Below are 14086 nucleotides of genomic sequence, written 5' to 3' on the forward strand. Positions count from 1 at the left end.
GCTCAGCCCGAGAAGACGACCGGCCGCACCTCGATGCCGAGGCCCGGCACGCCGGCGTCGGGGATGAGCGCGGCCAGCTCCAGCGCGCGCTCCCGGCTCTCGCACTCGACGAGGTAGTAGCCGCCGAGGTACTCCTTGGCCTCCAGGTACGGGCCGTCCGTCACGGCCGGAACGCCGTCGCGCACCCGGACGACGGCGCTCTGCGCCGGCTCGGCCAGCGCGGCGGTGCCCAGCAGCTCGCCGGACCGCTTCACGGTGTCCATGAAGGCGCCGTGGCCGTTCATCACCTCGTCGCGTTCCTCCTCGGTCAGCGAGTCCCAGATCAGCGGGTTCACATGCATGATCAGTAGAAATTTCATGACATCTCCTTCGGTGGCCAGGGCGCCCGGTGGCGTCCTCCGACTGGTGGTCGGAGCCGTCCGCGCCGTCTTGACATGCCCCGCGCACACGTTTTCCCCGGCCTTCCCGAAGGCGGGTCCCGCCCCGGTCCGCTGAGGTGCGGGCCGGGGCGGGCCGGGGTCAGACGCGCAGGCCGGTCTCGACCGGAAGGCCGGCTTCGACCCAGTCCTGGATCCCCTCACGGTACTTGCGCACGGCCGTGTAGCCGAGCGCGGCCAGCCGCCGGGCTACCGCCTCGCTGTTGGGGCAGGCCGGGTTGGAGCAGTAGGTCACGATCGCCGCGTCCTTGTCGGGCAGCAGCTCGGCGGCCCGTGCGGCCACCTCGCTCTCCACCAGGGGGATCGCGCCCGGCAGGTGCTGCTGGGCGTAGTACTCGCCGCCGAGCGCGTCCACGACGACGACGGTCCCGGCGTCGATGGCGGCCTTGAGCTCGTCACGGGTGATGAGTGCGGTCATTGCGACCTCCGAATAACTGGACTACAGTCCGTTTTTGTGGATGATTCGGAAGTTAGCGGACCGCAGTCCGCTTCGTCAAGCGAGCCGCTGGAGATCCTCCGGAGCAGGCCGCCCAAGGAACGGGCCGACGCCGCGCGCAACCGCGAGAAAGTGCTGGCCGCCGCCGCGAAACTGTTCCGCGAGCAGGGCGTGGAGAACGTCTCCATGGACGCCGTGGCCGCCGAGGCCGGAGTGGGCAAGGGCACGGTCTTCCGCCGCTTCGGCGACCGGTCCGGCCTGGCCGTGGCGCTGCTCGACGAACGCGAACGCGAGCTGCAGCAGCGCGTCATCTCCGGCCCGCCGCCGCTCGGCCCCGGCGCGCCCGCCGCCGACCGGCTCGCCGCCTTCGCCGACGCCTACCTCGACTACCTCGCCGGCCACCTCGACCTGGTGCGCATGTCGGAGACCGCGGGCCCCGGCGCCCGCTACCGGATCGGCGCCTACCGGTTCTGGCACCGGCACGTGGCCATCCTGCTCGGCCAGGCGCGCCCCGGCTGCGACGCCGACGCCCTGGCCCATGCCCTGCTGGCCCCGCTCGGCGCCGAAACGGTCACCGCCGTCCGCGCCGAGGTGGGCGACGACCGGGTCCGGCAGGCGGTCCTGGCCGTCGTGCTCGCCGTGGCCTCAGCGCCTGACTGACCCGCCGCCCCCGGACTCCCGTACGACGGCGCCGTCCACGATGACCTCGGCCACGCGGCGGACGGCCTCCTTGGTGACGGCCTCCGGCGGGCCCGTGACCAGGGTGAACAGCGCGCCCCCGTAGAGCGCGAGCATCGCGGGGATGCGCTCGCGCGGGATCGTCACGCCCACCTTGTCGTGATGCCCGGCGGTGATCCGCAGCGCCGATCCTTGGAGGCGCGCGAGCGCCGCCGCCAGCGCCGGGCGGCGGGCCGCCTCGAGCTGCAACTCGAAGATCGCCAGATAGCGGGTGCGCAGCGTGGTCGCCGCCGTCAGCAGCGACTCGGCCAGCAACTCGACCATGCCGTCGGCCTGGCCGGTGTCGGCGGCCTGGCCGGTGTCCGTGGCCTGGCCGGTGTCCGTGGCCCGGTCGGTGTCGGCGTGGTGCAGTTCGGCCACCCGTTCGGCGGCGGCCACCAGCAGCGCCTCCCGGCTGCGGAAGTAGTTGGACGCCGTGCCCGGCGGCAACCCCGCCTCCTTCTCCACCGCCCGATGGGTCAGCCCGTGCGCGCCCGCCGACGCCAGCAGCGCGATGGCGGCGTCGGCGATGGCCCGGCGCCGGGCCGGATTGGTGGGCGGCACACCCCCATGCTACCAATGAACGTACTAGTACGATCGTAGTGAATGGGGAGGGCGCATGAGGATCGCCGTCGTCGGAGCGGGGCTCGGGGGAGTGGCGGCCGCCGTCGGCCTGCACCGCGCGGGCCACGAGGTGACGCTCTTCGAGCGCGCCGCCGAGCTGCGGGAGGCCGGCACCGGGATCGTCGTCATGCCGAACGGCCTCCGCGCCCTGGACAGCCTGGACCTGGCCGCGGACGTGCGCCGGCACGGCCTGCACGCCGCGAGCGGCGGCCTGCGGGACTGGCGCGGCCGGCCGCTGCTGGTCACCGACGCGGCCCAGGGCCAGGCGAAGGTGGGCAGCCTCGCCATCCTCGACCGCGCCGAGCTGCACCGCGCCATCCGCGCCCCGCTGCCCGCCGACATGGTGCGCACCGGCGTCCCGGTCGACCGCGTGGAGGCGCGGGACACCGGCGTGACCGTCATCGCCGACGGCGTCCCCGTCGCCACGGCCGACGCCGTGGTCGCGGCCGACGGCATCGGCAGCAGGCTGCGCGCCCAGCTCTTCCCCGGGCACCCGGGGCTGCGCCGGACCGGCCGGATGGACCTGCGCGGGATGCTGCCCCGCCCGCCCGGCCTCGACCCGAGCCTGCTCGCCGGCCAGTTCGTCGACCGGCGCAGCGGGGCGATGTTCGGCCTGTTCCCCGTCGGCCCCGACCGGCTGTACTGGTTCACCGACTCCGCACTCGACGGCCCGCCGCCCGGAGCGGACGAGGCGCGGCGGCGGATGCTGTCCCTGATGGCCGACTGGCACCCGCTCGTCACGTCCCTCATCGAGGCCACCCCGCCCGGCGACGTCTACGTCGACCCGATCGCCCGCCTCGCCGAACCGCTTCCCTCCTACGCCGCCGGCCGGATCGCGTTCCTCGGCGACGCCGCCCATGCCATGCCGCCCGACCTCGGCCAGGGCGCCAGCCAGGCGTTCGAGGACGCCGCCGCGCTCACCCGCTGCCTGACCGGCGCCGGACCCGGCGACGTCGCCGCGCGGCTGCTGCGCTACGACGCCGAGCGGCGGCCCCGCGCCGACCGCGTCATGCGCGCCGCCTCCCGGCAGTCGCGCCTGACCAGCCAGACCGGCGTCCCCGCCTGGCTGCGCGACGTCCTGCTGCGCGCCATCCCGTCCTGGCTCGCCACCCGGCAACTGGCCGCCCTCTGGCACGCCTAGAGCCGTCGGGACAAGGGGCATCGACAGGCTCCCACCGGGCAGGGGAACCGGAGATCCGGCTCGGCGCGGAGGTGGCCGACATGCACGTCCTGCTCAGAAGCTGGCTCGCCGGCGCCGCCGGCACCAGCGCGCTCAACACCTGCTCCTACCTGGACATGGCGATCCGCGCCCGTCCGGCCAGCGGGACGCCCCGCCGGGCGATAGCGGACCTGGCCGCACGCGCGCACGTCGACCTCGGCGACGACGAACGGGCCGGCCATCGCAAGGACGCCCTGGGGGCGCTCCTCGGCTACGGCACCGGCGCGATGGCGGCACTCTGCTACGGCCTGCTCACCTCGGGCAGGCGGCCGGCCTGGCCCGTCGGCGTGCCCATGCTCGCCGGGCTGGCGATGATCGGCTCGACCGGGCCGCTCACCGCGCTCGGGATCACCGACCCGCGCACCTGGTCGGCCGCGGACTGGATCTCGGACGTGGTCCCTCACCTGGCGTACGGGGTGGCGGCCTATCTGGCCTACGCGTCACTCGGCTGACACGGCCACGAGCCGCCACCCCCGCCGCTCCGGTCAGGCGCTCTCGCGGGCGTCGTTGCGGAGGCTGAGGAAGATCAGCACGATCCCGATGTACGTGCACAGCCGCACCGCGTCGGGGATGCCGTTCCAGGTGCCGTTCATCCACATGCCGAACCATTCGCCGCCGATGGCCTGGAAGCCGAAGAACCACAGCAGCAGGCCGACCGTGCAGCCGACGACGCCCCAGCGCTTGGCCCGGTGGAAGGCGGCGTCGTCGCGGCCGACGGCCCTGATCTGCTGCCAGGCGGAGATCAGGCAGGTCACCATGATGACCGCCTCGGTGAGGATGACGCCGATGTAGGCGGCGTGGTGCGCCCACGTCCACGGGATGGCGCGGTAGTTGATCTGGCTGACCGCGGCGAGCTCGGGCTTCTGCGCGTCCATGGCCAGCACGTGCCGGACGAACTCGAAGTTCGTGCCGTAGTCGGTGAGGTTGCCGAACACGACGAGCAGCGCGAAGCCGCCGACGGTGAAGGTGAGCAGCGCCTTCGCGATGCGAAGGGCGGCGATGGTGTCGAAGCGGGCCAAGGTTCTTTCCTTTGACATCTCTGATCGAATGAGCACACGGGCCCAGGGAGGTGTCCTGAAAAGGGGGGAAAGATCCACGGGGCCCGCGCGCCCGGCGTGGAGGAACTCGCCGGGCCGCTCCACTGGCTCCGTCACTGGCCGTGACGTCGCGGGCCCCTCAGCCTGAGGTGGAGCAACGTGACTCATAGTAGCCGAAGTCGCACCATGCCGTTCCTGCCGTTCCGATTGCCCCGGCGTTTTTGTTTGCCCTGGTGAAACGGGGCTGGCAAACAATTCCCCGGCCCGGAGACTGCGATGCGGAAACACGAACGTTCCCTTACACACGAGGAGAATGATGCGAGTCAGCAAGGCTCTTCTGGCAGGCGCCTTCGGTGCGGCACTGCTTCTGTCGCAGTCCCCGGCGGCGCAGGCCCAGGCCGTCGCTTCGGCGGTGGCGGACGGCGGATGCCGCGCGGCCTACACCGGCAACGGCTTCGTCAGCGTCTATCCGTGCATTTCGAAGGCCGGAACCACCGTCATCGCGGACGCGTACGCGGACGAGATGCCATCGGCCTGCGCCTACTACAGGGTCTCCATCGTCAGCGGCGCGTACGACACGGTATGGGCGACCGGCCCGAGGGAGGCGTGCAGCCGGGCGCACTCGGGCAGGGTCTACCTCTCCAACGCCCGGGGGACGTTCAGGTCGAAGATCACGACCTACGACCGCAACGACAGATCGATCGGCTCGCTCGAGAGCCCGAACATCACCGTTCCCTGACGCGTCCCGGAGGGACGGCAGAAGGTGACGCCGTCGCCCCGGTGACCGGCGGGCACGTCCGCTGGTACGGCAGCCGCGGAAAGTAGGTCCGCCAGTCCGCCTCCGGCAGCCCGCCTCCGGCGCGACGGCACACGGCAGCCGCCGAGGCGGCGGGGCCGACGTCGTAGCGCTGGACGGGCACATGCTGTCCGGCGGCGTACAGGGAGTCGCCGCCGGCGCTGAAGGAGAGGGCCAGGATGCCGTCGCCGGGGGTGGGCAGGGGCGCACCGATCGGCTGCCGGGAAGCGACATCCCACAGTCGCAGGGTGCCGTCCGCCGTCCCGACGGCCAGCACGGACTCGTCACGGGAGAACGCCAGCGCGGTGACATCCCGGCTCGGATCGGAGCCGCTCGCCGCGGACGCGTTCAGCACGCCGATGCGGCGCCGCACGGCACCGTCCCACAGGACGGTCTTGCCCGAGGCGTCCCCCGTGGCGAGGTACCTGCCGCCGGGGCTGAAAGCGTGCGCCTCGATGAGGCCGGGCCCGGCCGAGGGCGGATTCTTCGCGCCCGACCGTAAGTCCACGACATCACCCGCCGACGTGACGACGAGCGGCCGGACGGGGTGCACGGCGATCCGGTCCGCGATGACGTCGGGCAACGCCCTCGTGATGGTGCGCCGGCGCAGGTCCCAGACCATCGTGGCTCCTCCCTGGTGGTGCTGCGCGTCCAGGAGCGACCTGTCGCCGGGCCCGAAGGCGATCGCGCCGGTCGGCGGCTTGTCCTCCGTGCTCAGCACGAGCGAGTCCGTCGTGCGCCGGCCGGCCACGTCCCACAGGGACACGCGGGTCGGCCCCGTGGCGGGATACGACTCCGAACTGCCGAAGGCCAGCGTCCTCCCGTCGGAGGCGAAGGCGAGCAGGATCGAGCAGCCCGGCATGGCGTGCTCCTTCGCGGGGCACGCAACCTCCGGGAGGTCGGCGGGCGGCCCGCCGGACAGCGTCCGGTGGAGCCGGAACAGCACGCTTCCCCGCTCCCGCGCCTCGTAGGCGAGCGCCAGCCGGGTCCCGTCCGGGCTGAACACCGCCTGGCCGGCCTCGTCCTCCTGCCACTGCGAGGTGAGGGCGGCGCCCAGATCGAGCGTGCGTACGGCAGCCGGCCACGCCCAGCTGGAGCCCGCCAGGTAGCGGATCCGGTTCGCCTGCGTGTCGATGCGCAGGTCGGCGACCTGCTCGCCCATGAGCGAGTGGCGGAAGACCGGTCTCCCCGGCCAGGAGACTCGCCACAGCAGGAGGTCGGCCCCGTCGGAAGCGGCCAGGAAGGCCCCGTCCGCGCTGAACCCGATCTCCTTGACGTTCCGATGGGCGACGGAGGCCACCTCGGCGCCCGACGCGAGGTCCCACAGGCGGACCCCCTCATCGGTGACGACCGCCAGGCGACGGCTGTCGGGCGTGAACCGCACGAACTGGTACTGGCACTGACGCCGGCCAAGGACCGGCGCCCAGGCGGTGTCCGTCTTCCTGCCCGTCCGCACGTCCCACACCTGCAACCGCCGCCCCGGAACACACAGCGCCAGGTACCGATCGTCCGGGCTGAGCGTCGCGTCCGGGAAGTCCGGTGCGGTGACCGTCCGCCTCTCGGCGTGGCTGCGCGCCATGGCGGGCGCGGCATCCCACGTCGACTCCAACGGCGCCGAGGGCTCTCTGGGGACGCTCACCCGCAGGAGTTCCCGCCTCCGGGTGAGGTCCCACGCCAGGATCCGGTAGCGGGATCCCTCGGCGTTGTACCCGATGACGCTGCGCCCGCTCGTCCCCATCTCGAACCCGTCCTTCGCCGGGCCCAGCTCCCTGTCGTCGCGGCGTCCGGCGGCCAGATCCCACGACACCACGGCTCCGTCCGGCGTGAGGACGGGCAGCGTCCACGCGTCGCCCGTTCTCGCTCCCGCCCGCGGGTGCTCGGCGCCGAGTCCCGGCAGGAGAGCCGTGCGGCGGCGAGTGTCCACGTCCCAGGCGGAGACCTGGGCGGCGCCCACGCTGACCAGGGTGCGGCCGTCGGTGCTGAGGTGGCGCATGGTCCCGGGGGCGCCGTCGGGATCGGTGAAGACGTCCTGGTGGCGTTGCGTGGCCGCCGCGTGCAGGGCGGACCGGGTCTCGGGCAGGTCGGCGACCCGCCAGGCGGCCAGGCCGAGGCGCATCGCCCTGACCGGGTCCGTCTCGCGCAGGCTCTCCGCGATGCCGGCGGCGCGCCGGGCTTCGGCCTCGCGCCGGCGGGTCTGGCCTGTCGTGTTCTGCTGCCAGGCCAGCAGGGTCGCCATCAGCGTCAGCACGAGCAGTCCGGAGATCGCCGCGGTCCGTCGCGTGCCCGAGCGCCGCTCCCGCTCCCCGGCCGCCAGCCCGGCGGCGAGGAACTCGCGCTCCAGCGGAGTGAGCTCCTGCGAAAGCTGCTCCGGCCGCTTGCCGAGGAACCTGCCCGGACCGCTGCCCCGGCTCTTGCCGGAAACGGTGAAGTGCTCGCGGGCCGCCGCCAGAGGCGCCCCGCGATACAGGCCGCCCGGATCGCGGTCGTGATCCCGCCAGGCCGTGGCCGCCTCGGTCAGGCGGCGCTGCAGCCGGATCCGCTCCCGGTCCGCCTCGATCCAGCCGCGCAGCCGTGGCCAGGCGGTGAGCAGCGCCTCGTGGGCGAGGTCCACCTGCGCGTCGCCGAGCGTGAGCAGGCGGGCCGCGGCCAGCCGGTCCAGGAGCAGCCGGGTGTCGCCGTCGGCGGGCAGCTCGCTCCGGCCGATGGGGCGGCGGGTGTCGGGCGTGCCACGGCCGGGCTCGACCAGGCGCAGCAGCAGGTGCCGCAGCCGCTCCCGCTGCGGCGGGCTGAGATCGGCGTAGCAGGCTTCGCAGGTGCGGGCGATGGCGGCGTGGATGCCGCCGGACGCCTCGTACGCGGCCGTGGTCAGGGCCTTGCCGCTGCTGCGGCGCCAGGTCTCCAGCAGCGCGTGGGACATCAGCGGCAGTCCGCCGGGCTCGCCGTCGACCTCGGCGATGATGCGGGCGGTCAGCTCGCGTTCGACGATCAGGCCGGCGGCGGACGCGGGCCTGACGATCGCCTCACGTAACTCGGCCGTGCTCATCGGCCCGAGCAGCAGCGTCGATCCCTGTACGGCCTCGGCCAGGGAGCGTTGCCCGGCGCAGTGGCCGAAGAAGTCGGCCCGCACGGCGATCACCACCCGGGCGCCGTTCTCGCGCCGCGCCTCGGCCAGGAGCGCGTCGACGAAGGCGTCCCGCCGCTCCGCGTCGGCGCACAGGGTGAAGAGCTCCTCGAACTGATCGACGATGATCACCTCGTCGGCCTGCCCGGGGCGGACGCGCTGCGGATCCGCTCCCGGCGCCAGCACGCGAACCGTGGAGGGCGGCCGATCCTCCCGCTCGCGCAACCGGGGGAGCAGGCCCGCGCGCAGCAGCGAGGACTTCCCGCTGCCCGAGGGTCCGACCAGGAGGACCAGGCGGTGCGCGCCGACCAGCGCGGCCAGCCGGCCGGCCGCCGCGTCACGGCCGAAGAACCGGCCGTGGTCGGCTTCCTCGAAGCGGGCCAGCCCGAGATAGGGGGCCCGAGCGTCGTCCCGGCCGGCCGCGGCGAGCTCGCGCGCCTCCTCACCGGCCTCCTCCCAGCGTCGCCTCCAGTGCCCGGCGTCGCCGTCGCACGCCCGGACGTAGGCCAGCGCCACGTCGAGGGACGGCAGCCTTTCACCCGCGGCGGCCTGCGCCAGCGTCGTGACGGAGTAGTGGGCGCGGGCGGCCATCATGCGGTACGTGGGCGTACCGGCCTGGTGGCGGAGCTCGCGCAACTCGTGGGCGAAACGGGCGATCGGCCCGTCCGCCGGATCCAGCGGCTGCTCACGACGTCCCAACTCTTCTCCTCCAAGCGGTGAACACGTCCGGTGTCCGGGAATTCTTCGGACTGGCAAAAAGGGGATGCCGAACAATTCGCCGGGGTTCTCGCGCGAGGAGAAAGATGCGAGCCGGCAAGCGCTGCTTCGGCGGTCGTCGGGCGCCCTGCACCGACAACGACGGATGAGTTTTCCCTCCCGGAACATACCGGTCGAAGCTCCTGGTCTACAACCGGAGCGGCGGACAATAGCGCCTTTGACCTGCGTGTTCCTGCTCAGGCCGGAACTGGGTGACGATCTCCGGGCCGGTGGGATGTACTGACTCCGCGCCCCATCGGCTATTCAGGCCACGAGCGAGGAGAATTCATGCTGAAGAAATTCATCCCGGCAGCCGTTGCTGCCATTTCCCTGGCAGGGCTGACATTCACGCATGTATACGACTGAGGCCACCATGACGCGGACGGGCCGACGCCGCCGCAAACTGAAGACCACGTCCTGGTCACGTACATCCGGGGGTGACACCGGATCCCGGCACACGACGTGCGTTCACCGCGCCGAGGACGGCGATCTCGGGGCGGGACACGAGTGGCCCGACGGGCGCGTCTACGTGACCGTCATCAAGATCGACTGGGTCAACCGCTGGACGTCGCCGTGCAACGGGTAGCCCGAGGACGGTCCTAGGCGTTCACCGGGCCGGAGGCGATCACTGCTGCCGGTGGATCAGGTCGCCGCCCAGCCGGGTGAGCTGGTGGATGACCATGTTCGCGTGCCGGGTGCTGGTGATCAGCCCGGCCCGCTGCAGTACCTGCGCGTGCGCGCTGGCCGACGACAGGGAGGCGCCGGTCCTGCGGGCGAGTTCGCTGGTGGTGCAGCCGGTGGTGGCGGCGATGCAGCGCAGGATGCGGGCCCGGGTCGCGCCGAGCAGGTCGGGCAGCGGGTCGGGCCCGGGGCCGGGTTCTGGTGTTCCGTGCGGGGTCGGGAACACCAGGACCGGCGGGAGGCTGGGGTCGGCCATCGCGACCGGGGTGAACCGCCCGAAGTAGGAGGGGATGAGGGTCAGGCCGCGGCCTCGCAGGTGGATCTCGTACCGGCCGGTGGCGTAGTCGGTCTCGAGCACCGGGGGCCGCCACCGGATCGACGGTCCGAGGCCGGCGAGCATCGCGTCCACGCCCTGGTCGGTGAGCAGGCGGGCCAGCCTGGCGCGTTCGCGGCCGAGCGTGTGCTCCATCGCGGTTCGGCGGGGGCCGAAGGCGATCTGGCAGTACCGCTCGCTCAGCCGTGCCAGGTCGCGGATCGCGCCCCGGCTGCCGCGGGCGAGGTCGTCCAGCGTCGCGGGGACGGGCGCGTGCGGGCGCAACTGGTCGAGCTCGTGCCGCACGCGCGCCGACGGCGTGTCGGCCAGGACGTCCAGGCCCTGCTGGAACCCGTTCGTCGACTCGTAGGGGGTCAGGAAGTCGGGGAAGTACGCCTTGATCGGCGCCAGCGGCACCAGCTTCTCCCGTACCGGTGTGAGCAGCCCGGCCTCGGCCAGGTCGGCGCGGACCTGCCGCCGCCAGCCGGACATCGCGCCGGTGCCGCCTGGCCGCTGCAGTGTGTGCAGGCTCAGCACCATTTCCCACATGATGTCCAGCCGGCTGGCGATGCGCACGCGAGCCAGGTCCTCACCGGTGAAGACGATCCGCAGGGTCCCCTTGATCATGATCGCATGTTCGGCCGCCAAGGTCACAGACAGATCAAAAGCCGATCGACGACGGCCGCCGTCCTGTCGAACGTCACGTCGATGCCCTGGTCGGCGCGGATCGGCTCGTTGCGGAGGGCGGCGCCGGCCTGGTCGTCGCCTGCGCCGGTCCGTGGGTGATCGTCCGCCGGTGGCCGGGCGGCCGGGGCTCCGGTCAGGCAGGCCGTGCCCACGGAGGCCGAAGGCGACATGATACTTTACGGCCGTAGAGGTCCGGCGGGGGAGTGGGCGGAGATGACGGCGGAGGGCTCGACGCGAAGGCGGCAGATCGCGGACGCGGCGATCGAGACGCTGGCGGAGGCGGGTTCGCGCGGGCTCACCCATCGGGCGGTCGACCGGGCGGCGGGGCTGCCGGAGGGCTCCAGCTCCTTCTACTTCCGCACCCGGCTGGCGTTGCTCCAGGCGGCTCTCGACCGGCTCCTCGAACTCGAGATGGCGGAGCTCGCCTCGCTTCCCGAGCTGCGTGGCGACAGTCCCACGGAACGGGCCGTCGAGCTGGCGATGTTCGCCATCGGGCACTGGACGACCGCCGGCCGCGTCCGGACGCTGGCCCGCCACGAGCTCTCCCTGGAGGCGACCCGCCGCCCCGAGCTGCGCGCGTCCCTGCAGAAGGCGTCCGACGTCGCTCATCGGCCGATCGTCGACGTGCTCGCGACGGCCGGCATCCCCGGGCTGGACAAGCGTATCCACCTGATCGTCGCCTGCATCGACGGGCTCATCCTGGAACACCTGACCGGCCCCGACGGGCTCGACCTCGACCCGGTCGAGCTGCGGGCCGTGCTCCATCCCCTGATGAGCGGGCTCTCGCCCTGACCTTCACGCGCGGCGCTCACGTGAGGATCCGGCTCTCCGGTACGTGATCGACGGCGTGGGCCCTGGCGTAGCGCGGCTGCCAGAGGGCGTGGTACAGCAGCCGGTCGGTCGGCGGAAGATGGCGCAGCACGGAACCGCGCACGGCGGCGGGGGCGCCGTCGAGAAGCCAGGGGTAGAAGGAGGCGGCTCCCCGGAGACCGGCCAGCCGGCGGCGTTCCCAGTAGAGCGCGACCCGCTCGGCCCGGGTGAACAGCTCGGCGGTCGCCTCGGCGAGGCGGGTCTCGTGCCGGTGGTGGCGCGTCAGGGCGATCATCAGGTTCGACAGCGCGCCCCAGGCCCGGTCCGGGGAGGTGGGGCGTCTCGCGGTGGCGTCGACCGCGTCGACCAGCGTGGCGAGCGTCCGGCGCTCCTCGGCGATGACACCGAGCAGGGCCAGGTCGGCCCGGCCCGCCTTCGCCCGTAGCACCGGCCACTGGTGGTTCCGGTCGGCGCGCTGGTGGATGAGCAGGAAGTACGCGAAGCGGGCCCATCGGCTCCGGGTCCGCGCCTCGGTGCCGCCCTGTCGTGCCACGGCCGCGGCCAGGAGGGCGAGGTCGCGCTCGAACGCCTCGTGGAGCGCGGCGCGCATGCGGGCTTCGTCGGACGTGGTGACGGTGGGCATGGCCTCCCTCTCGTGCGTGCCGGACAGGCGAGCGCGGACTCCTGCGTCATCCCGCCTCCCCGCATCTACTTCTGTAGAGCATCATTGCTACTCTACAGAAGTAGATGGCCTCCACCGGCACCCGAAAGAGGACCCTTCCGATGAGAACCCGACCCCCATCCGGGGCATCGCGACAGAAGCGGCGGATCGATGATTGACAGAACGGCGGGCTTCGCCAGGCGCAACCTGCGCAAGGTCTTCCCCGACCACTGGTCGTTCCTGCTGGGGGAGATCGCGCTCTACAGCTTCGTCATCCTGCTGCTCACCGGAGCGTTCCTGACGTTCTGGTACAAGCCCAGCATGGGACACGTCGTCTACGACGGGTCGTACGCGCCGCTCAAGGGCATCCTGATGTCCGAGGCCTACGCCTCGACGCTGGAGATCAGCTTCGAGGTGCGCGGCGGCCTGCTCATCCGCCAGACCCACCACTGGGCGGCGCTGCTGTTCGTCGCCGGGATGCTGGTGCACATGCTCCGCGTGTTCTTCACCGGCGCCTACCGCAAGCCGCGCGAGCTGAACTGGATCATCGGCGTGCTGCTGCTGGCGCTCGGCATGGCCGAGGGCGTCACCGGCTACATCCTGCCCGACGACCTGCTGTCCGGCGCGGGGCTGCGCATCACGCAGGGGGTGGCGATCTCCCTGCCGGTGGTCGGGACGTACGTCCAGTTCTTCCTGTTCGGCGGCGAGTATCCCGGCGAGGACGTCATCTCCCGGTTCTTCACGCTGCACGTCCTGCTCATCCCCGGCCTCCTGGTCGCGCTCGTCTCGGCCCACATGGTCCTCATGTGGGTGCAGAAGCACACCCAGATGCCCGGCAGGAACCGCACCGAACGCAACGTCGTCGGCTCCCCGTTCTACCCGGCCTTCATGGCCAAGGCGGGCGCGTACTTCTTCTTCACGCTCGCGGTCCTGCTGGGTCTCGCCACCTTCGCGCAGATCAACCCGATCTGGCTGGCCGGTCCGTTCAACCCGGCCGACATCTCCGCGGGCTCGCAGCCCGACTGGTACATGGGCGTCCTGGAGGGGGCGTTGCGCGTCATGCCGGCCTGGGAGATCAACGCCCTGGGGCACACGCTGCCATTGAGCGTGATCATCCCAGGACTGGTGCCCCTGGGCGTCATCGTGACGGGCCTGGCCCTCTACCCGTTCGCCGAGCGCTGGGTCACCGGCGACACCCTGGAGCACCACCTCGCCGACCGCCCGCGTAACAACCCGGTCCGCACCTCGATCGGCATGGCGGCCATCGCCTTCTACGGCGTGCTGTGGCTGATGGGGGCGAACGACGAGATCTCGGCCAACTTCCACATCTCGCTCTTCGCGCTGACGTGGGCGGGCCGGGCCGGGGTCATCGTCCTGCCGGTCCTCGCGTACGTGATCACGTACCGGCTGTGCCTGGGCCTGCAGCGCGGTGACGCCGGGCTCCTCGCGCACGGCGTCGAGTCGGGGGTGGTCAGGCGGCTGCCGCACGGCGAGTTCGTCGAGGCCCACGTGCCGCCGGCCGAGGACATCGCGGCCCACATCAGGGGCAAGGCGGCGATCCCGGTGATCCGCGGCGCCGACGGGGCCGACGGGACCGACGGGGCCGGGCGTGACGGTGTGCCGGCCGAGGTGCGACGTGGTCCGCTGGGCCGGCTGCGCGCCCGCCTGAGCCGGGCGTACGGCGGCGAGAAGATCCCCCTGGAGAGCGGACCCCGCGCGGATCACGGCGCACCCCACGCCCGCGACGGCGAGCACGACGGTGAGCGCGAGGCCGTGACGCGCTGAGGACGG

Annotated in this window: 15 protein-coding genes; 7 read left to right on the plus strand and 8 right to left on the minus strand. The window is 72.6% G+C overall.

Annotated elements, in window-relative coordinates:
- Positions 1-2: 2 nt before the first annotated feature.
- Together ACWDXC_RS14245 and ACWDXC_RS14250 are read right to left on the minus strand one after the other, a co-directional pair.
- Positions 3-359, minus strand: a complete 357-nt coding sequence (locus ACWDXC_RS14245) for a YciI family protein (RefSeq protein ID WP_219508444.1) — start codon at positions 357-359, stop codon at positions 3-5.
- A gap of 160 nt (positions 360-519) precedes the next feature.
- Positions 520-855, minus strand: a complete 336-nt coding sequence (locus tag ACWDXC_RS14250) for a rhodanese-like domain-containing protein (RefSeq protein ID WP_357588151.1) — start codon at positions 853-855, stop codon at positions 520-522.
- 36 nt (positions 856-891) lie between these two features.
- Here ACWDXC_RS14250 and ACWDXC_RS14255 point away from each other — a divergent pair, with 36 nt between their 5' ends.
- Positions 892-1533 carry a TetR/AcrR family transcriptional regulator gene (locus tag ACWDXC_RS14255; RefSeq protein ID WP_449981520.1) on the plus strand — a complete coding sequence of 214 codons (642 nt, stop codon included), beginning with the start codon at positions 892-894 and terminating at the stop codon, positions 1531-1533.
- Here ACWDXC_RS14255 and ACWDXC_RS14260 read toward each other — a convergent pair.
- The gene (locus tag ACWDXC_RS14260) at positions 1519-2154 is read right to left on the minus strand and encodes a TetR/AcrR family transcriptional regulator (protein WP_449981522.1); all 636 of its coding nucleotides are present in this window, start codon (positions 2152-2154) and stop codon (positions 1519-1521) included. The genes ACWDXC_RS14255 and ACWDXC_RS14260 overlap by 15 nt on opposite strands.
- Positions 2155-2209: 55 nt before the next feature.
- Here ACWDXC_RS14260 and ACWDXC_RS14265 point away from each other — a divergent pair, with 55 nt between their 5' ends.
- Together ACWDXC_RS14265 and ACWDXC_RS14270 are read left to right on the plus strand one after the other, a co-directional pair.
- The gene (locus ACWDXC_RS14265; protein ID WP_449981524.1) at positions 2210-3355 is read left to right on the plus strand and encodes an FAD-dependent monooxygenase; all 1146 of its coding nucleotides are present in this window, start codon (positions 2210-2212) and stop codon (positions 3353-3355) included.
- An 80-nt stretch (positions 3356-3435) separates the two neighbouring features.
- Positions 3436-3885 (plus strand): hypothetical protein, encoded by a 450-nt coding sequence (locus tag ACWDXC_RS14270; RefSeq protein ID WP_219508448.1) that lies wholly within the window; start codon positions 3436-3438, stop codon positions 3883-3885.
- Between the two features lie 33 nt (positions 3886-3918).
- Here the strand turns inward: ACWDXC_RS14270 and ACWDXC_RS14275 are convergent, their stop codons facing one another.
- Positions 3919-4452 (minus strand): DUF2165 family protein, encoded by a 534-nt coding sequence (locus ACWDXC_RS14275; protein ID WP_246645691.1) that lies wholly within the window; start codon positions 4450-4452, stop codon positions 3919-3921.
- A gap of 334 nt (positions 4453-4786) precedes the next feature.
- On the opposite strand from ACWDXC_RS14275, the gene ACWDXC_RS14280 reads away from it, so the two are divergent.
- The gene (locus ACWDXC_RS14280; RefSeq protein ID WP_449981526.1) at positions 4787-5209 is read left to right on the plus strand and encodes a hypothetical protein; all 423 of its coding nucleotides are present in this window, start codon (positions 4787-4789) and stop codon (positions 5207-5209) included.
- Here ACWDXC_RS14280 and ACWDXC_RS14285 read toward each other — a convergent pair.
- The gene (locus ACWDXC_RS14285) at positions 5196-9086 is read right to left on the minus strand and encodes an nSTAND1 domain-containing NTPase (protein WP_449981528.1); all 3891 of its coding nucleotides are present in this window, start codon (positions 9084-9086) and stop codon (positions 5196-5198) included. The genes ACWDXC_RS14280 and ACWDXC_RS14285 overlap by 14 nt on opposite strands.
- A 409-nt stretch (positions 9087-9495) precedes the next feature.
- On the opposite strand from ACWDXC_RS14285, the gene ACWDXC_RS14290 reads away from it, so the two are divergent.
- A complete protein-coding gene (locus ACWDXC_RS14290) occupies positions 9496-9729 on the plus strand; it encodes a hypothetical protein (RefSeq protein WP_449981530.1) in 234 nt (77 codons plus the stop codon).
- Between the two features lie 39 nt (positions 9730-9768).
- Here ACWDXC_RS14290 and ACWDXC_RS14295 read toward each other — a convergent pair whose 3' ends face one another.
- Positions 9769-10764 (minus strand): helix-turn-helix domain-containing protein, encoded by a 996-nt coding sequence (locus tag ACWDXC_RS14295; protein WP_449981532.1) that lies wholly within the window; start codon positions 10762-10764, stop codon positions 9769-9771.
- A 23-nt stretch (positions 10765-10787) separates the two neighbouring features.
- Complete coding sequence (locus ACWDXC_RS14300) at positions 10788-10994, minus strand: hypothetical protein (RefSeq protein ID WP_449981534.1); 207 nt, start codon at positions 10992-10994, stop codon at positions 10788-10790.
- A 43-nt stretch (positions 10995-11037) separates the two neighbouring features.
- Between ACWDXC_RS14300 and ACWDXC_RS14305 the strand changes: the two genes are divergently transcribed.
- Positions 11038-11616, plus strand: a complete 579-nt coding sequence (locus ACWDXC_RS14305; RefSeq protein WP_449981536.1) for a TetR/AcrR family transcriptional regulator — start codon at positions 11038-11040, stop codon at positions 11614-11616.
- A gap of 16 nt (positions 11617-11632) precedes the next feature.
- Here ACWDXC_RS14305 and ACWDXC_RS14310 read toward each other — a convergent pair whose 3' ends face one another.
- Complete coding sequence (locus ACWDXC_RS14310; RefSeq protein WP_449981538.1) at positions 11633-12277, minus strand: hypothetical protein; 645 nt, start codon at positions 12275-12277, stop codon at positions 11633-11635.
- A 189-nt stretch (positions 12278-12466) separates the two neighbouring features.
- Between ACWDXC_RS14310 and qcrB the strand changes: the two genes are divergently transcribed.
- Positions 12467-14080: a cytochrome bc1 complex cytochrome b subunit gene (gene qcrB, locus ACWDXC_RS14315; RefSeq protein WP_449981540.1), complete on the plus strand. Its 1614-nt coding sequence runs from the start codon at positions 12467-12469 to the stop codon at positions 14078-14080.
- The last annotated feature ends 6 nt before the right edge of the window (positions 14081-14086 follow it).

This window comes from Nonomuraea sp. NPDC003214 (assembly GCF_053590035.1).